We start from the raw sequence: 16,556 nt of genomic DNA on the forward strand, positions 1-16,556 counted from the left end.
GTTCAGGTGAACGACTCGGACGCTTTCGCGCGGCGCTTTCCCGCCGCTGTCCGCGGGCGGCAGCGGGAGACAGCGGCGGGGGACAGAGGGGGACAGGGGACGGACAGCGGCGTACGGGAGGGTGCGAAGCGTCCGGGCCGCACTCGGCGGCTCGGAACCCGAAGGAGCGAACGATGAACCAGCTTGTGTTGTCCGTCCCCACCATCAGCTGCGGTCACTGCGTGAAGGCGATCGCGGAGTCCGTCGGCGAGGTGCCGGGCGTCGGCTCGGTGGCCGTCGACTTCACCGCCAAGACCGTGCTGGTGACGGGCGCCGCCGATCCGGCCGCCGTCCGCGAGGCCATCGCCGACGCCGGGTATGAGGTGGCACGATGAGCTCCCGCCCTGACTACGACACGCTGATCGTCGGCGGCGGGCAGGCCGGGCTGGCGCTGGGCTACCACCTGCGCCGGGCCGGCCTGCGGTTCGCCATCCTCGACGCGAACAAGCGGGTGGGCGACGCATGGCGGCACCGATGGGACTCGCTCACGTTGTTCACCCCGCGCCGGTACGACGCGCTGCCGGGTCTGCCGTTCCCGGGTGACCCGGACGGCCATCCCGGCAAGGACGAGGTCGCCGCCTACCTGGAGGAGTACGTGCGGCGCTTCGCCCTCCCGGTCCGTCTGGAACACCAGGTCACCGCCGTACGGCCGTACGGGGAAAGACACGGGGAAAGCCACAGGGAAAGAGACGGGGACGGGTTCCGGGTCGAGACCACGGCGGGGTCTTGCACGGCGGCCCGGGTGGTGGTCGCGGCGGGCGCGTTCCACACGCCGCGGACGCCGGACTTCGCCTCCGGCCTCGCCCCGGAGGTGGTCCAGGTGCACAGCAGCGCCTACCGCCGCCCGGAGCAGCTTCCCATGGGGGAGGTCCTGGTCGTTGGGGCGGGCAACACCGGCGTGCAGATCGCCGAGGAGCTGGCCGGCAGTGGGCGGCGGGTCCGGCTGTCCGCGCCGTCGCTGGGCCTGGCGTTGCCCCAGCGGATGCTCGGCCGGGACCTGTTCTGGTGGTTCTCCCGGCTCGGGTTCATGGACGTCCGCGCCGGCAGCCGGCTCGGGCGGCGCCTCAGAGGCCGGCCGGACATGATCATCGGTATGGACGTGAAGCGGCTGATGCGGCGGGTGGAACGGGTGGAGCGCGTCGTGGGGGCCGAAGGGCCGGAGGTGCTCCTCGCGGGCGGGAGGCGCCTTCGTCCCGGCGCGGTCGTGTGGGCGACCGGATTCCGCCCGCACTACCCCTGGCTGCACGTGCCGGTGCTGGACGAGCGCGGCGCCCCGATGCACCAGGAGGGCGTCACCGAATGGCCCGGGCTGTACTTCCTCGGGCTGCCCTGGCAGAGCGCCCGCGGCTCGTCCGTCCTCGGCTGGATCGGCCGCGACGCGGCCGCACTGGCCGGCCGCCTGACCACGTCGGCCAGTCAACCCGGCAAATCACTCATCGCCCCGTAATATTGGGCAATCTCCGCCGTACGGGGGATGCAAGAGGAGTGACATGCGGGACACGGCTGTGACGTTCGCGGTCCTCGGGCCGACCGAGGTGCGGGTGGACGGCGCGGGTTCAGCGGCAGGTCCCACGGCGGGTCCAGCGGCAGGTACAGCGGCGCTGCCGCCGTCCGTACGGGCCCTGCTCGCCCGGCTGGCGCTGTCCTGCGGCCGGGTGGTGCCGGTGGACAGCCTGACCGACGCGTTGTGGGGCGAGGACCTGCCGGCGGACGCGGCGAACGCGCTGCAGATCCGGGTGTCGAAGCTGCGCCGCGCTCTCGCCGCCGCCGGCCTGGGCGGGGACGTCCTGGTCACGCAGGCGCCCGGATACCGGCTGGCGGTGCCGCCGGAGTCCGTCGACGTCCACGTGTTCGAGCGGCTGCTCGTCTCGGCCCGTGCGGAGACGGCCGCCGGGAACGTCACCGCGGCCCTGGGCCGCCTGGACGAGGCGCTGCGGCTGTGGCGGGGGCCCGCGCTGGCCGACGTGGGCGCCACCGCGTGGGCGACGACCGAGAGCGCCCGGCTGGAGGAGCTGCGGCTGGGCGCGGTCGAGGACCGCTACGAGCTCCTGCTGGAGTCCGGCGGCCACAACGAGGCCGTCGCCGACATCGAACGCCTGGTCGCGCGGCACCCGCTGCGGGAGCGGCTGCACCGCCTGCTGATGCTCGCGCTCTATCGCGGCGGGCGGCAGGCGGAGGCGCTGGCCGCCTACCAGGCGCTGCGGCGGGGGCTCGCCGACGAGCTCGGGATCGATCCGTCGCCGGAGCTCCAGGCGCTCGCCGAGGCCATCCTCCGCCAGCAGGTGCCGTCCGCCGCCGCCCCGCCATCCATCCCGCCCTCCGTCCCCCCGTCCACTTCACCGGCCGGCCCACCGCCTGCGCAGCTCACCCAGCGGCGGCAACTGCGGCTGCCGCAGCGACTGACGTCGGTGATCGGCCGTCAGGACGACATCGCGACGACGCTGGAACGCCTGGCGGAGGCACGGGTCGTGACGCTGACCGGCCCGGGCGGGATGGGCAAGACGACCCTCGCGTACGAGATCGCCCGTCACGTGGACGAGACGCTCGCCGACCGGGTGCTGCTGGTCCGCCTCGCGGCGCTGGAGCCCGGGACGGACGTCGCCGGCGCCTTCGCCGCCGAACTGGGCGTCGCACCGCAGGGCGCGGCGCCGGCCGATGCTCTGGAGGAGTACCTGCGGGACGGCCGTCCGCTGCTGGTGGTCGACAACTGCGAGCACGTGGTGGACGAGGTGGCCGCCCTCGTGGAGCGGCTGGCCGCGGCCTGCCCGGGGCTGCGCGTGCTGGCCACCAGCCGGGAGGCGCTGGCGATCCCCGGTGAGGTCCAGGTCGCGGTGGGTCCGCTCGCCATCCCCTCCGGTCCGGTCACCGACGAGCCGGACAACGCCGGGCCGGCGGTGCGGCTCTTCGTGGAGCGGGCCCGCGCCGTACGGCCTTCGTTCACCCTCGACGCCGAGACGGCGCCCGTCGTCGCGTCCATCTGCCGTCGGCTCGACGGCATGCCGCTCGCCATCGAACTGGCCGCCGCCCGGGTGAAGGCGCTGTCTCCGGCCGACATCGAAGCCCGCCTGGCCGACAGGTTCTCCCTGCTGACGGCGGGACCGCGTACGGGCGAGGCCCGGCACCGCACGCTGCGCGCCACGCTCGACTGGAGCCACGACCTGCTGCCGGAGGCCGAGCGGCGGCTGCTGCGCCGCCTCGCGGTGTTCCGGGGCGGCTGGACGCCGGCCGCCGCCGAGGAGGTGTGCGCCTTCGACGGCATCGTCCGGGGCGAGGTGCTCGACCTGCTGTTCCGGCTGGTCGACCGGTCTCTCGTGGTGCCCGAGCCGGCCACCGGGCGGTTCCGGTTGCTCGTCACCGTACGCGACTACGCGTGGGCCCGTCTGGAGGAGGCTGGTGAGGCCGGGGCCTGCCGCGACCGTCATCTCGGCTGTTTCGCCCGCTACGCCGAGGAGCACGGCAGGCGGGTCAGGGACATCGCGGTCTTCGCGCGGCTGGGCGACGAGCACGACAACTTCCGCGCCGCCGTGGACCACGCCGTCGACAGCGGCGACGCCGAGAGCGGGTTCCGCCTGGCCTGCGCGCTCCTGTGGTTCTGGAACTACGGGCTGCGTCACGAGGGCACGCGGGCGCTGACCGCGCTGCTGGAGACCGGCGGCGGCTCCACCGGCGCACGGGCCCGCGCGCTGCAGGGCATCGGCCTCCTCCACGTCTACTATCCGACGCCCCACTCGGTGGCCGCCGCGGAGAAGAGCCTCGCCGTCTTCGAGGAGATCGGCGACGTGCCCAACGCCGCGATCTCCCGGCTCGTGGTGGCCTGGGCCGGCCAGTACGGCGGGGACCCCGAGCGCTGCCGCGCGATGGTCGCGCAGAGCCGCCGCGACCTCGGCGACTCCGACGACGGCTGGTGGCGGTTCATGACCCAGTATCTCGACTCGCTGCTGACCCTGCGCCTGGGCGACTTCGAGGCCGCGGTCAGGGAGTGGAGGTTCTGTCTCGACCTGTCCCATTCGGCCGGCGACCGCATCATGGGCAGCGCGATCCTGGCGCATCTCGGCATCGCGCTGCGTGAGTCCGGGCGGCGGGAGGAGGCCCTGACGGTCCTCGGGGAGTCGGTCGACTGGGTGCGGGGCCGGGGGTCTCTCCACGGGCTGGCCTTCGCCCTCGTACACACCGCCCACACCCGGCTCGACCTGGACGAGGGCGACGACGTCGCGGCGCTGCTCGCCCAGGCTCAGGACGTGGCGCGCCGGGCGTACAACCCCCGCTGCCAGGCGTGGGCGGCGTGGGGCCGCGCCCGCATGGCGTACGCCCGCGGCGACGCCGGGGCCGCCGTCCGCGAGTGCCGGGACGCGCTGGCGCTGCTGAAGGATGGCGAGTTCCCTTGGGCCAGGGCCCGGCTGTGGTCGTTCCTGGCCGCCTGCGCCGAGACGGCGGGCCTGCCGGACGAGGCCGCCCGCGCCCGGGAGACGGCCACCGCGCTCACGACCTGAGCGGCGCGAACTCCGGTCAACCGGCGTCCGGCCGCAGGTGACGGCACCGGTCGCCCGCGAACCCCGCCGAGGCGAGCGTCGCCAGGAGCTCTCCGGCGTCCACTGGCCCGCGTACGCGCAGGAGCCCCCCGGCGGCGTCGATCTCGAACGAGGCGATGCCAGGAACGTCCCGTACGTGCCTGCTGAGCAGGCGGACACACGTCCGGCACAGCATGGCCGGCACCCGAATGCTCGTCGTCTCCGCCGCCCCCTGACGGCTTTCGTCTGCCATGCCGGAAAGCGTGCCGTCCTTCTCTGGCGGTCCGCTGTCCGCCCGCTGTCCGGCCCTTTCCGTTCCGGCCTGTCCGGCAGGGCCGGCGCGGGCCAGCGCACGGCCAGCCCGCGGACAGCCCGGACCGGGACTGTCGTGCTGTCACCCCGAAGCCGGACACAGCCCGACACAACAGCCCGACACAGCCGGCACAGCCCGAACCGGAGGCCACCGTGAACCCCCTTCTCCCCGTTCTTCCCGAGCTGATCCACCTGCGGCACCACGAGCTGCTGCAGGAGGCGGAACAGCACCGGAGAACCTTCCCGGCCACCAGGCCCGCCCCCGCCGGCACGCGCCGGGCCCGGCGCCGCTGGCTCGCCCTCCTCTGACCCGCGCACCCCGACCCCGCGAACCCCAAGACCCCAGGAGCCTTCCATGACCCTCACCGAGACTCTCACCGGCAAATCCCCGCGTACCGCGGTCGCCGCGCTGGCCCGGGACGTCGTGAAGATCTACGGCCGCGGCGACACCGCCGTCCGCGCTCTCGACGGCGCCACCCTGTCGATCCCCGCCGGGCGGTTCACCGCCGTGATGGGGCCGTCCGGGTCGGGCAAGTCCACCCTGATGCACGCCCTGGCGGGCCTCGACACCGTGGACGAGGGCCAGGTGCTGATCGGGGACACCGACCTGGCCGGGCTGAGCGAGCGGCAGCGCACGCTGCTGCGCCGCGAGCACGTCGGCTTCGTGTTCCAGAGTTTCAACCTGGTGCCCACGTTGACCGCCGCCGAGAACATCGAGCTGCCGCTGACCCTCGCCGGGCGGCGCGCCGACCAGGCCTGGATCGACGAACTCGTCGAGATGCTCGGGCTGGCGGACCGGCTGCTGCACCGTCCGGCCGAGCTGTCCGGCGGGCAGCAGCAGCGGGCCGCCGTGGCGCGGGCGCTGGCCGCCCGGCCGCGGATCGTGTTCGCCGACGAGCCGACCGGCAACCTCGACTCGCGGGCGGGCGAGGCGCTGCTCGGCTTCCTGCGCCATGCCGCCCACGAGCTGGGCCAGACCATCGTCATGGTCACCCACGACGCGACCGCCGCGGCGTACGCCGACCGGGTGGTCTTCCTCGCCGACGGCCGCGTCGTCGGTGAACTGCCCGACCCCACCGTCCCCGAGATCCTCTCGCGCATGGCCGGCCTCGGCTCCTCCGCGCGGTCCGGCAAGGAGAAGTGATCACAATGTGGCGTCTGATCATCCGCAACACCCTCGCACGCCGGGGCAGGCTCGCGCTGACCCTGCTCGCCGTCCTGCTCGGCGTCACCTTCGTCACCGGCAGCCTGGTGCTGACCGACACCTCCCAGCGGCTGCTCGACGAGCAGTTCCGTACGGCCACCGCGGGCGTCGACCTGACCATCCGGGAGGCCGTCGCGTTCGACTCGGCGATGGGCGTGGAGGTGGCACGCGACCCGCTGCCGGCCGAGATCGTCGACAGGATCAGGGCCGTGCCCGGCGTGGCCGCCGCCACCCCCGTCGTACGCGGTCAGGGGCTGCTCGAAGCCGGGGGGAAGACCATCGTGCCCTCGGGGCCGTCGCTGCTCGCCTCCTGGGAGCCCGCTCCCGTCGGGCCGTTCACCCTCCGGTCCGGGCGTGCGCCGGCCGCCGACGGGGAGGTCGTGGTCGACGTCGCGACCGCCCGCCAGCACCGCATCGGCCTCGGCGCCGAGGTCACCGTGCGGGCCGAACGGACGGCCCGGCTGCGCGTCGTGGGACTGGCCGGGTTCGCGCAGGCCGACGGGCTGCCGAACAGCACGGTGGCCCTGGTGGCACGGCCGGCCGCGCAGCGGCTGCTCGCCCTCGGCACGGACGTCTCCGAGGTCGCCGTCGTCGCCGCCGACGGCGCCGACGTCCAGCGGGTGCGCGGCGCCGTGAGCGCCGCACTCGGCTCGCGGTACGAGGTCTCCTCCAGCCGCGACATCGCGGCGAGCAGCGCCGCCGCGGCGAAGAACCAGGTCTCCTACCTGCAGGTGATGCTGCTGGCCCTCGCGGCGGCGGCCCTGCTCGTCGGCGCGTTCCTCATCGCCAACACCTTCTCGATCGTCGTCACCCACCGCACCCGGGAGCTCGCCCTGCTGCGCGCGGCCGGGGCGACCGGTGCCCAGGTCATGCGCTCGGTGCTGGGCGAGGCGTTGTTCGTGGGCGTGCTCGCCTCCGTCGCGGGCACCGGCCTCGGCATCGCCGTGGCGAGCGGGCTGCGCCGCCTCGCCGGATCGTTCGGGATGACGCTGCCGGGCGGCGGGCTCGACGTCACCGCGCGGACCCTGGTCGTCTCGCTCGTGGTCGGCGTCGGCGTCACCGTCCTGTCGGCCCTGGGGCCGGCCCGCCGCGCCGCCCGGGTGGCCCCGGTCGAGGCCATGCGGCGTACGGCGGCCGAGGGCGTCGCCGGGCGGTCCGGCTGGGGCCGCACCATGATCCGTACTGGGGCCGGCGCGGTCCTCACCGCACTCGGCCTGGCGGGGCTGGCGATCGTCCTGGCCGGGCCGGGTTCGGTCGTCGTGCTCGGCGGGGCGGCGGTGTGCGCCGTCGTGGGGCTGGCCCTGCTCGGGCCGGCGGTCACCCCGGGCATGGTCCGGCTGCTCGGACGGCCGCTCGCCGTGACCGGCGTCCCCGGACGGCTGGCGCGCGAGTCGGCCGCGCGGGCGCCCCGGCGTACCTCCGCCACCGCCCTGGCCCTCGCGTTCGGCCTCGCGCTCATCAGCTTCACCACCGTGCTGGGCGCCTCGATCAGGGAGTCGGCCGCGCGGTCGTACACCGAGGCGGTCTCCGCCGACTACGTGGTGGAGAGCGCGCGCAACGAGATGCTCGGCGGCCTGCCCGAGCACGCCTACCACCACGTGAGCGAACTGCCGCAGGTCGCGGTGGCCTCGCGGATCCGTTACGGGCACTGGAAGGACGGGCAGACGACCGAGGCGCTGACGGCGGTCGACCCGGCCACGCTGTCCCGCGTCACCTCGCTGCACATGGTCGCCGGACGGCTGGACGCCCTCTCGGACAACACGGCGGACAACACGGCGGACAACACGGCGGGCGGGATCGTCCTGGCCGCGAACGTCGCCAAGGAGCGGAACCTCACGGTCGGCGACAGCATCGCGATGACGTTCTCCCGTACGGGGACGCGACGTCTCAAGGTCGTCGGGCTGCTGCGGGACCGCGACGCCCAGGCCCTGTCCACCAGCTACATCGTCTCGCTCGACACCTACCAGCGGAACTACAAGGAGCACGTCGACGCGAGCGTCTTCGTCAAGGTGGCCGACGGGGTGAGCGACGCCGAGGCCAGGAAGGCGATCGACGGCGCCCTCGCGGACTCGCCGACCGCGCAGGTGCGCGACCAGGCGGCGGCGGTGGCCGGGCGGACTCTGATGATCGACCAGGTCCTCGGGCTGGTGACCGTGCTGCTGATGCTCACCGTCCTCATCGCGCTGATGGGCATCACGAACACGCTCGCCCTGTCCATCATCGAGCGGACCCGGGAGATCGGGTTGCTGCGGGCGGTCGGCATGACCGGCGCCCAGCTCCGCTGGATGATCCGCGGTGAGGCGGTCCTCGTCGCGGCGCTGGCGATCGTCGCCGGCGTCGCCCTGGGTGTCGCCTTCGCGGCCGGTACGGTCGCCGCGCTGGGCCGCACCAGCGAGGCCACGCTCATGCTGCCGGCCGGTCAGCTCCTGCTCGTCGTGGCCGTGGCCGCCCTGGCGGGGCTGCTGGCGGGGCTGCTCCCGGCCCGCCGCGCCGCCCGGCTCGACGTGCTCACCGCGGTCGCCGCATCCTGACCCGCCACATCCTGACCGGCGCTTGGCTACGCGGAGAGGGAAACAGGCGGGGAGCGAGGGGTATGAGCGGGATGCGCCGCTTGTACCCAGGAAGCGGCGGGAGCGGGGGTGGACCGGATGGGCGACGCCAGAGCAGGCAAAGGAGGGGCAGGCAAAGGGAGGCTCCGGGCGGTGGCGGAGTACACCCGGTCCCTTGCCCTCGCCGTGCTCTTCGTCGCAGTGTCCGGTGTCGCGATGTCCGGTGTCACCGGCTCCCGCCACCTGGTCCCCGAACTCATGGAGCCGGTCTCGCGAACGGCTCTCGTGGCCCCCGCCGATCCCGGTCCCGGCCCCGGCCCTGGTCACGACGGCCATTCGTCCGGCTCGGCCCATCCGACCGGTGCGGGCCGCCCGGCAGGCGCGGCCGCCGCGGCGCATCCAGCCGCGCATCCAGCCGCTCATCCGGCCGCTCATCCGGACGGCGTGCCACATGCCGAGGAACCCGGCCACCTCACAGGGCACGGCAAAGGACATGGCAGGGGACACGGCAGGGGACACGGCGGAGGCGCCCGGCTCGCCGGCCACGGTGGAGGGTACGGCAGGGGGTACGGCGGTGGTGGTCAGCAGACGGGCGGAGTCAACTCGGCCGGCGCCCCCACGATGGACAGCCCGCCCTACCAGCTGAGCACGGGACGGCACAACGTGAACGCTCCGGCGGGCAACAGCGCCGTCGACTACTCCGGCGTCCAGCAGGTGTCGAGCGTCAGCGTCTACACCAACACGATCAACGGCAACTGCGGAAGCGGGGCCCGCAGCTGCTCCATCAACCAGAACCTCCAGAGCGCCGAGGACAGGGGCTACAGCGGGCGCTGAGTGCGGAACGGCATGGAACAGTATGAAACGGGCGTCCTCCCAGCGGGGAGGACGCCCGATCTCGCAGGTCAGAGCCCGATCAGCAGGGCCGGAAGCAGGGCCCGATCAGAGCTCGCCGCTCTCGATCGCCTGCTTCAGGGCCGTCTGGAGCTGCTGGTGAGCGGCGGTGCCGTTCGCCGCGACGAAGTCGATCAGCGAGTCGTCCGCCTCGAAGGCGAGGTTCTCCGTCACCCGGGTCTTCCCGCCGGGCAGCGGGGTGAATTCGATCTTCTGGTGCGTGACCACGTTGGGCTGTGACCAGCTGTCGGTCTCGTAGTAGAACCCGTTCAGGTGCAGGCGCTGCTGCGCGTGCGTCTTGCTCACCACGATCATGCCCTCGTACGGGATCTCCTCGATCGCCGTGAGGTTGCGGTAGGTCGTGGACGCCGCCTTCCACTCCTTGTGCGTGACGACCCGCTTCAGGAACGGGTTCTTGCCGATGTGGTTGTTGAAGTCCGAGTACTTGTAGAACGTCAGCGGCATCGGCGAGTCGATGTCGACGGAGATGCTGTTGACGACCCGGCTGCGGCCGGAACCGGACGCGGGCGGGGTGGCGTCGGTGAAGTGGTAGGTGTCGTACACGCTCTGCCATTCGAGGGCGATGTCGGCGTCGCTCTCGGTCGTGTCGGCGTGCGCGGGGGTGGTCAGGGCGGTGACGACGAAGGCGGCGGCGAACATCTGGGCCGCGACCACTCGCAAGATCTTTCTCACATGTACCTCAAGGAGCGAGGAAAAAGGGTACAAGTGATCATTGACCGTAATCTGTCCAAAATCCACTAGAGGTTCGATACCGAACCGATCACGACATGTGGTCGGCGCAGCAGGGGGTCGGGTCCGGCACCTCGGCCGGCGCGATCCGCGCGCCCGGAGCGGGCATGGCGAGCAGGGTCATCAGCCCGTCCCGCCAGACCGGGCGGACGTGGCCGTTGGTGACCAGAACCACGTCGCCGGCCGGAGGTTCGGGCTGGGCGAGCACGACCACCCGGTCGATCGCCGTCCGGTCCAGCAGCTCGCCGACCGTGAGCGTCGCCGGCAGGTCGTCGCCGCCGGGGAACAGCACGACCCGCCCGCTCGTACGGGCCGCGTGCTCGGCCGCCGCCACCGCCGCGCCCTCCGCGTCCGGCCCCGTACGGCTGTCGCCGAGGGCGGCCGACACCCCCTCGGGGAGCCGGGACCTCTCCAGGTGCCCGGCCAGGGTCAGCGAGCAGGCGACGTGCGGCAGGTCACCGGTGCGGACGAAGTGGGTGCAGCCGACGATCCCGGACGACAGGCCGAGCGCCTCCACCACCTGGTGGAGGAGATGCTCGGCCTGTGCCACCGTACGGGAGCCGTTGTCCAGACCGACGATCATCGGCGCGGCACGATCCAGACGGGGTTGCTGTAGAACCACAGGTCCTTCCAGGGGTCGGCGTCGCCGAGCACGTCCATCGCCGGGCCGTGCGGGTCCACCGACGGGCCGAGCAGGCCGGGGGCGACGCGGTTGCCGTCGGTGCCGCGCAGCCGCACGTAGACCGGGTGGTCGACGGCCCCCACCTGGTAGGTGAAGGTGACGGTTCCGCTGTTCTTCCCGACCTCGTACGACGTGACGACCTTGGTCTTCGGGGTGGTGAAGACGTCCTTGTCGGAGACCGGGCCGGTCACGTCGCCCTGGATGACGTCCACCCGGGCCAGCGTGGGGATGAACTGCGCCCAGTTGGGCTGGTTCGCCAGCGTGATCTGGATGGACACCTCGACCTTGGTGCCGGGGCGGACGGACAGCGTGTCGCCGAGCGTGACGCCGCCGCCGTTGCCGCGCGCCCGGGCGCGGACGACGAGGCCGCTGATCAGGCCGCCGTGGTCCACCCAGACGCGGCCCCGGCGGATGCCGTCCATGACCGCGTTGTACGCGAAGGAGGTCGCGCCGACGTGGGTGCGGCTGTAGTAGCCGGGCCAGAAGTCGCCGTTGGACAGGTTCGGCACGCCCTTGTAGACCGGGTCCTCGTATCGGCCGTTGGCGTTGAAGTCGCTGTTCGGCCCGCGGTCGCCGGCGTCGCCGTAGACGGTGTGCGAGTCGGAGTTGGCGGTGATCCACCACGGCCTGCCCTCGGCGAGCAGGCTGTCCCACAGGCCGCCGACGGTCGCGGTCATCCAGTCGAAGCCGCCGAAGGTCTTGTAGCTCTCCGCCGGATAGCCGGGGAAGGAGTCGGCGCTCGGGCTGTTGTCGTAGTAGCCCCGCCCGGAGCCGGGCCCGTTGGGCTTGGGGATGCCGGCGGCCTGGTGGCCCGGCGCGCCCTCCATGCCGACCGCGATCTCCGGCGCCGTGTCGCGCCAGGCGCGGATCTCGTGCGGCGAGTCGATGCCCTTGCGCGCGGGGTGGTTGGCCAGGAAGAGCGCGTCCGGCACGCGGCGGCGCTTCACGGCCTGGGACAGGAAGTTCAGCCCCGCGACGGCGAGAGCCTCGTTCTGCGGCGTGCTCGCCGTGGCGCCCTTCACCGCGCCGTCGAAGGAGTTCTCGAACTCCTTCAGGGTCTCCACCTCGCCACGTCCCGGGGCGACGAACACCGTGCCGTGCTCGGCGGCCGGGATGTTCCACTCCAGGCCCTGGAAGACGAGGGTGTCCCTGACCGCCTGACGCGCCGCGACGATGTCGGGGTTGACCTTCTCCACGCCGATCTTGGCGTGGGTGACGCTGCCGTGGTCGGTGACGACCATCCAGTCGAGCCCGTACGCGTTGGCGTGCCGCACCTGGTCGACGACCCGGTACATGGCGTCGGAGCTGTACTGCGTGTGGATGTGGTGGTCGCCCGCGAGCCACAGGAATCCGTCCTTCGGCTCCCGGTCGTCATGGCCGGTGCTCGTCGCGCCGGTCGCGGCGGCCGTGCCGGGGGCGCCGAGCACGCTCGCGGCGGTCAGGCCGGCGCCGAGCAGCCCGGCCCGCCGGAACATCTGACGGCGCGAGAGCTCACCCGGCGAAAGCGCCTCGTCGGGGATGTCCATGTCCACGACCGTCGCCATCTCCCCGGCGTCGTGCCCGTGCCCGTGGTCGTGCCCGTGGGGATGGGGATGGGGATGGGGGTGGGGGTGAGGGTGCCCCTCGCTCATGTGCGGTGCCCTTTCGTTCCGCCGGGGGGATCGCTCCGGCTCCGAATGCACCCTCGCGGGAACGGCTGAACCTCGCGTGAACATCGGAGACCGTCCAGGGAGCCGCGGCTTTACCGGTCAGGTGAGGTCCCACAGCAGGCGGTAGTAGGCGATGCGCTCCGAATCGGGGGCGACGCCGTACGCGTCGTACACCTCGCCGTCGTGGCCCGGGCCGTAGTTCCACTCGGTGCTCCAGGCGGCGACCGCGAGGTCGGCCCACCGGTCGGCCACGCCCAGCGAGCCGAGGTCGACGTGCCCGGCGAACGTCCCGTCGTCGTGCAGGAGGGTGTTGGGGGCGCAGGCGTCCCCATGACAGACGACGAGCCGGTCGGGGGCGGGCGGGCGGCCGAGACGCCGCGCCTCGGCCGGGCCGAGGCGCTCGCCGGCTCGCCGGAGCCGGCGCTCGACTCCCCAGTCGTACGGGCACCGAGCCACCGGCAGCGCGTCGTGCAGCAGGCGCAGGCCCCGGCCGATCGCGGCCGCCGCGGTGCCGGGATCGGCGGCCCAGCGCGGATCCACCGCCGAACGGCCGGGGAGCGCGGCGGTGACGAGCCAGGCGCCGTCCGCGTCCGATCCGTGCGCGAGCACCTTCGGGACGGCGGTCCACTGTCGTGCCCAGGTCAGTCGTTCCGCCTCACCGGCCAGGTCGATCCCGGGTGTGCCGGTGGCGGCCCATTTGACGTATCTCGTGCCGCCCGTGCCCTCGCCTGTGCCGCCCAGCCGGAACGTGAGGCCGCCGACCTCGTTGCGCCAGACGGGGGTGACGGTGTCGCTTCCGGCGAGTTCGGCGACGACGCGCGGCACGTCGACGGGTCCGGCCGGGACCGAGGCGATGGGGGGACGGCTCACGACCGTCATTCTCGGTCATGAATCGGTCATGAATCGGTCATAAAGCAGTGGCGGCCTCGTCCCGGCGAGCGGTTGACTCATCCCGTGATCGTGATCTCCGCCGCCTCCGGCGCGCTCGGCCGCCTCGTCGTCGACCACCTGCGTACCCGTGCGGAGGTGGTGGCCGCGGTACGCGACCCCGGCCGGGCGCCCGAGGGCGTGCTGGTACGGCGTGGTGACTACGACGACCCGGCGAGCCTGCGTGCGGCGTTCGACGGGGCCACGCGTCTGCTGCTCGTCTCCTCGCCGGAACTCGACACCGCGCGCAGGATCGGACAGCACCTGAACGCCGTGGCCGCGGCCAAGGAGGTGGGGGTCGGCGCCGTCGTGTTCACGAGCTTTCTCGGGGCCGGCGTCGCCGCCACCGGCATGACGGAGGCCTACCACGCCACCGAGCAGGCGATACTCCGCAGCGGCCTGCCGTACACGATCCTGCGTCACCCCTTCTACAGTGACGCGTTCGTGCCGCGGGCCGACGACGGCGAGATCACCAGCAGCACCGGAGGCCGCGGGCTGAACACGGCGTTCCGGTCGGATCTCGCCGAGGCGGCGGCGAACGTCCTGACCGGCGAGGGGCATCTCGGTCGGGCGTACGACCTCACCGGACCGTTGTGGAGCTATCCGGAGGTCGCGGAGGCGCTCGGCGTGCCCTACCGGGAGGTGCCCGACGCCGGGCCGGGGCCGATGAGCTGGATCAACGCGCAGGTGCGCGCGGGAGCGCTGGAAGAGCAGACCGGCGATCTCGTACGGCTGCTCGGCAGGCCCGCGGAGACGGTCGCCGCGCGCGCCTCGAAGAGCCTGACCGAGCGCAACAAAAAGTAAACTTTACTATTGACAGCGCGCGTGAAGTGGGTGTTGCATCGGCAACCACGCTCCGAATCTCTACCCCCCGGACCGGAGACCCCCATGCGCAGACCCCGGTTACTCCTGATCGCGGCGGCCCTGGCCGCCGGCCTGTCCGGCGCCCTGAGCGGCGTTCCCGGAGGCGCCGAGCGGGCCGAGGCCGCCATCGGCCCCGTCACCTGGTCGGACGAGTTCAACGGCGCGGCGGGCAGCGCCGTCGACCCGGCGAAGTGGAAGTTCGACATCGGCGGTGGCGGCTGGGGCAACAACGAGCTGGAGTACTACACCGACTCCACCCGGAACGTGTACCAGGACGGGCAGGGTCACCTGGCCATCACCGCCCGCAAGGAGAACCCCGCCGGCTACCAGTGCCACTACGGCACCTGCCAGTACACCTCCGGCCGCATCCTGACGGCAGACAGGTTCAGCCAGGCGTACGGCCGCTTCGAGGCGAGCATCAAGATTCCCAAGGGCCAGGGCATCTGGCCGGCCTTCTGGATGCTCGGCGGCGGCAACTGGCCGAACACCGGTGAGATCGACATCATGGAGAACGTCGGCAACGCCCCGAACACGGTCTACGGCACCGTGCACGGCCCCGGCTACTCGGGCAGCGGCGGCGTCGGGGACAACCGCACAATCGGCGCGCCCCTGGGCGACGGCTTCCACAACTACCGGGTCGACTGGTCGCCCGGCCTCATCGTCTGGTACCTCGACGGCGCGGAGTACTTCCGCGTCACGCCGGCCGACATCCGCGGCAACCAGTGGGTGTTCGACCACCCGTTCTTCATGATCCTGAACGTCGCGGTCGGCGGCTACTGGCCGGGCAACCCCGACGGCACCACCGCGTTCCCGCAGACGATGCTGGTCGACTACGTCCGCGTCTCCGCCTGGAACAACGACGGGAGCGGCACCGGCACCGCGCTCAAATCCGCCATGAACGGCCGCTGCGTGGACATCCCGAGCGCCAATCCCGCGGACGGCGCCCGGCTGCAGATGTACGACTGCAACGGCACCGTCGCGCAGCAGTGGACGGTGGGCGGCGACGGCACCGTGCGCGCGATGGGCAAGTGCATGGACGCCGCGGCGGCGGGCACCGCCAACGGCACGCCGATCCAGCTCTACACGTGCAACGGCACCGGAGCCCAGCGCTTCACCCTCACGCCGGCCGGAGACCTCGTCAACATCCAGGCCAACCGGTGCGTGGACATCGTGGACCGGGGCAGCGCGAACGGCGCGCTTCTGCAGCTCTGGGACTGCACCGGCGGGTCCAACCAGAAGTGGACCCGCGGCTGAACGGCGCGTAGGTGCTAGTGGCCCTCTTCCGAGTCGTCGGCCGTGAGCGCCCCGCTGCCGGGCGCGGCCGGCAGGTAGACGTGCTGGTGCCCGCTGCCCGCGTCGACGCTGACCGCGTCGAGGGCGGTGGCGCCGACCGACCACGTGAAGATCGCATCCATGCGCTGCCGGGCGGCGAGGGCCAGCATGTTCGTGCGGGCCGGTCCCGTGAGCGCCTGCGCGGCCACGTAGCTGTCGACGGTGGTGGCGAGCTGCCGCACGCCGGAGGCGAGGCCCGACCTCGCCAGGTTGGTGTACGTCTCGCCCGAGGGCGGGTCGGCGAACGACTGGACGGCGGCGGCGGTCGCCTGCCGCCAGTTCGCGATGTCGGCGCCGGTCGCCTTCTCGGGTTTCCCGACCTCGGCGGAGGCAGAGGGGGCGGCAGAGGGAACGGCGGCGGGGAAGGCGGCGTCGCCCTCCACGGGCATCACGCGCTCCAGCCCCTCCAGCACGGGCACGAGCTTGTCGCGGGTGGTGCGGGCCAGCTCGGTCAGCTCCTTGATCTGCGCCTTGTCGCGGACGGCGTCCTCGGCGCGGATCCGGTTCACCGCCTGCTCGGTCGCGTCGGGCCGGGTCGCGGCGAACACCACGCCACCGGCCACCACCGCGCCGATCACGAACGCGGCCACCGGCGCGAGCACCCGGTTGCTCCTGGCCGGCTGCCGGATCACCGTCGGTTCGCTACGCCGGCTCATTGCTGCCACCTCCTGGTCGAAGTTCTCCGCTGAGAGTAATAGGCGGGGAGTAATAGGCGGAGCGTAATGGGGAGCGCCCCCCGGAAGCGACACCGGGAGCAGAAATGGACGTCCGGAACGCGGAGTCAGACTCGCACACGTTCCGGACGTCCACGGCGTGCGGTGGGTCAGGACTGGTTGAAGAGGGAGAGGG

15 protein-coding genes are annotated in these 16,556 nt (G+C 72.9%); 9 read left to right on the plus strand and 6 right to left on the minus strand.

Annotated elements, in window-relative coordinates; translation table 11 throughout:
• Positions 1-173: 173 nt before the first annotated feature.
• The 3 genes from Mam01_RS30310 to Mam01_RS30320 are packed head-to-tail and all read left to right on the plus strand — an operon-like array spanning position 174 to position 4,529.
• On the plus strand, positions 174-374 hold the full coding sequence (locus Mam01_RS30310) for a heavy-metal-associated domain-containing protein (protein WP_204288611.1): 201 nt from the start codon (positions 174-176) through the stop codon (positions 372-374).
• Positions 371-1,486, plus strand: coding sequence for a flavin-containing monooxygenase (locus Mam01_RS30315; RefSeq protein ID WP_204288612.1), 1,116 nt, complete (start codon positions 371-373; stop codon positions 1,484-1,486). The genes Mam01_RS30310 and Mam01_RS30315 overlap by 4 nt, the downstream gene beginning before the upstream one ends.
• A gap of 43 nt (positions 1,487-1,529) precedes the next feature.
• Positions 1,530-4,529 carry an AfsR/SARP family transcriptional regulator gene (locus Mam01_RS30320; protein ID WP_204288613.1) on the plus strand — a complete coding sequence of 1,000 codons (3,000 nt, stop codon included), beginning with the start codon at positions 1,530-1,532 and terminating at the stop codon, positions 4,527-4,529.
• Positions 4,530-4,545: 16 nt separating this feature from the next.
• On the opposite strand, the gene Mam01_RS30325 is transcribed toward Mam01_RS30320, so the two are convergent.
• Positions 4,546-4,800, minus strand: coding sequence for a heavy-metal-associated domain-containing protein (locus tag Mam01_RS30325; RefSeq protein ID WP_204288614.1), 255 nt, complete (start codon positions 4,798-4,800; stop codon positions 4,546-4,548).
• A 212-nt stretch (positions 4,801-5,012) separates the two neighbouring features.
• Here Mam01_RS30325 and Mam01_RS30330 point away from each other — a divergent pair, with 212 nt between their 5' ends.
• The 4 genes from Mam01_RS30330 to Mam01_RS30345 all read left to right on the plus strand — a co-directional run bounded on the left by Mam01_RS30330 (position 5,013) and on the right by Mam01_RS30345 (position 9,446).
• A complete protein-coding gene (locus tag Mam01_RS30330; protein WP_204288615.1) occupies positions 5,013-5,168 on the plus strand; it encodes a hypothetical protein in 156 nt (51 codons plus the stop codon).
• A 46-nt stretch (positions 5,169-5,214) separates the two neighbouring features.
• Entirely contained in the window at positions 5,215-6,003 is a 789-nt protein-coding gene (locus Mam01_RS30335) for an ABC transporter ATP-binding protein (protein ID WP_204288616.1), read from the plus strand.
• 5 nt (positions 6,004-6,008) lie between these two features.
• A complete protein-coding gene (locus Mam01_RS30340; protein WP_204288617.1) occupies positions 6,009-8,594 on the plus strand; it encodes an ABC transporter permease in 2,586 nt (861 codons plus the stop codon).
• A 171-nt stretch (positions 8,595-8,765) separates the two neighbouring features.
• Positions 8,766-9,446 carry a hypothetical protein gene (locus tag Mam01_RS30345; protein WP_204288618.1) on the plus strand — a complete coding sequence of 227 codons (681 nt, stop codon included), beginning with the start codon at positions 8,766-8,768 and terminating at the stop codon, positions 9,444-9,446.
• Between the two features lie 105 nt (positions 9,447-9,551).
• Here Mam01_RS30345 and Mam01_RS30350 read toward each other — a convergent pair whose 3' ends face one another.
• The 4 genes from Mam01_RS30350 to Mam01_RS30365 all read right to left on the minus strand — a co-directional run bounded on the left by Mam01_RS30350 (position 9,552) and on the right by Mam01_RS30365 (position 13,454).
• A complete protein-coding gene (locus Mam01_RS30350) occupies positions 9,552-10,196 on the minus strand; it encodes a hypothetical protein (protein WP_204288619.1) in 645 nt (214 codons plus the stop codon).
• Between the two features lie 88 nt (positions 10,197-10,284).
• Entirely contained in the window at positions 10,285-10,836 is a 552-nt protein-coding gene (locus tag Mam01_RS30355; protein ID WP_204288620.1) for a hypothetical protein, read from the minus strand.
• Positions 10,833-12,566 carry a PHP domain-containing protein gene (locus Mam01_RS30360; RefSeq protein WP_204288621.1) on the minus strand — a complete coding sequence of 578 codons (1,734 nt, stop codon included), beginning with the start codon at positions 12,564-12,566 and terminating at the stop codon, positions 10,833-10,835. The genes Mam01_RS30355 and Mam01_RS30360 overlap by 4 nt, the downstream gene beginning before the upstream one ends.
• 117 nt (positions 12,567-12,683) lie before the next feature.
• Positions 12,684-13,454, minus strand: coding sequence for an aminoglycoside 3'-phosphotransferase (locus Mam01_RS30365; protein ID WP_204288622.1), 771 nt, complete (start codon positions 13,452-13,454; stop codon positions 12,684-12,686).
• Between the two features lie 84 nt (positions 13,455-13,538).
• On the opposite strand from Mam01_RS30365, the gene Mam01_RS30370 reads away from it, so the two are divergent.
• Both Mam01_RS30370 and Mam01_RS30375 read left to right on the plus strand, forming a co-directional pair.
• Positions 13,539-14,315, plus strand: coding sequence for an NAD(P)H-binding protein (locus tag Mam01_RS30370; RefSeq protein ID WP_204288623.1), 777 nt, complete (start codon positions 13,539-13,541; stop codon positions 14,313-14,315).
• Between the two features lie 84 nt (positions 14,316-14,399).
• Positions 14,400-15,629: a glycoside hydrolase family 16 protein gene (locus Mam01_RS30375; RefSeq protein ID WP_204288624.1), complete on the plus strand. Its 1,230-nt coding sequence runs from the start codon at positions 14,400-14,402 to the stop codon at positions 15,627-15,629.
• Positions 15,630-15,643: 14 nt separating this feature from the next.
• Here Mam01_RS30375 and Mam01_RS30380 read toward each other — a convergent pair whose 3' ends face one another.
• Positions 15,644-16,363, minus strand: a complete 720-nt coding sequence (locus Mam01_RS30380) for a hypothetical protein (protein ID WP_204288625.1) — start codon at positions 16,361-16,363, stop codon at positions 15,644-15,646.
• Positions 16,364-16,556: the final 193 nt, after the last annotated feature.

Source organism: Microbispora amethystogenes, from assembly GCF_016863015.1.
GTDB lineage: Bacteria > Actinomycetota > Actinomycetes > Streptosporangiales > Streptosporangiaceae > Microbispora > Microbispora amethystogenes.

Bases quoted from the DNA above. Each gene is read 5' to 3' on its own strand.
- Mam01_RS30340 (WP_204288617.1), top strand. From the start codon at position 6,009: ATGTGGCGTCTGATCATCCGCAACACCCTCGCACGCCGGGGCAGGCTC.
- Mam01_RS30355 (WP_204288620.1), bottom strand. From the start codon at position 10,836: ATGATCGTCGGTCTGGACAACGGCTCCCGTACGGTGGCACAGGCCGAG.
- Mam01_RS30325 (WP_204288614.1), bottom strand. From the start codon at position 4,800: ATGGCAGACGAAAGCCGTCAGGGGGCGGCGGAGACGACGAGCATTCGG.
- Mam01_RS30310 (WP_204288611.1), top strand. From the start codon at position 174: ATGAACCAGCTTGTGTTGTCCGTCCCCACCATCAGCTGCGGTCACTGC.
- Mam01_RS30360 (WP_204288621.1), bottom strand. From the start codon at position 12,566: ATGAGCGAGGGGCACCCTCACCCCCACCCCCATCCCCATCCCCATCCC.
- Mam01_RS30380 (WP_204288625.1), bottom strand. From the start codon at position 16,363: ATGAGCCGGCGTAGCGAACCGACGGTGATCCGGCAGCCGGCCAGGAGC.
- Mam01_RS30315 (WP_204288612.1), top strand. From the start codon at position 371: ATGAGCTCCCGCCCTGACTACGACACGCTGATCGTCGGCGGCGGGCAG.
- Mam01_RS30375 (WP_204288624.1), top strand. From the start codon at position 14,400: ATGCGCAGACCCCGGTTACTCCTGATCGCGGCGGCCCTGGCCGCCGGC.
- Mam01_RS30320 (WP_204288613.1), top strand. From the start codon at position 1,530: ATGCGGGACACGGCTGTGACGTTCGCGGTCCTCGGGCCGACCGAGGTG.
- Mam01_RS30335 (WP_204288616.1), top strand. From the start codon at position 5,215: ATGACCCTCACCGAGACTCTCACCGGCAAATCCCCGCGTACCGCGGTC.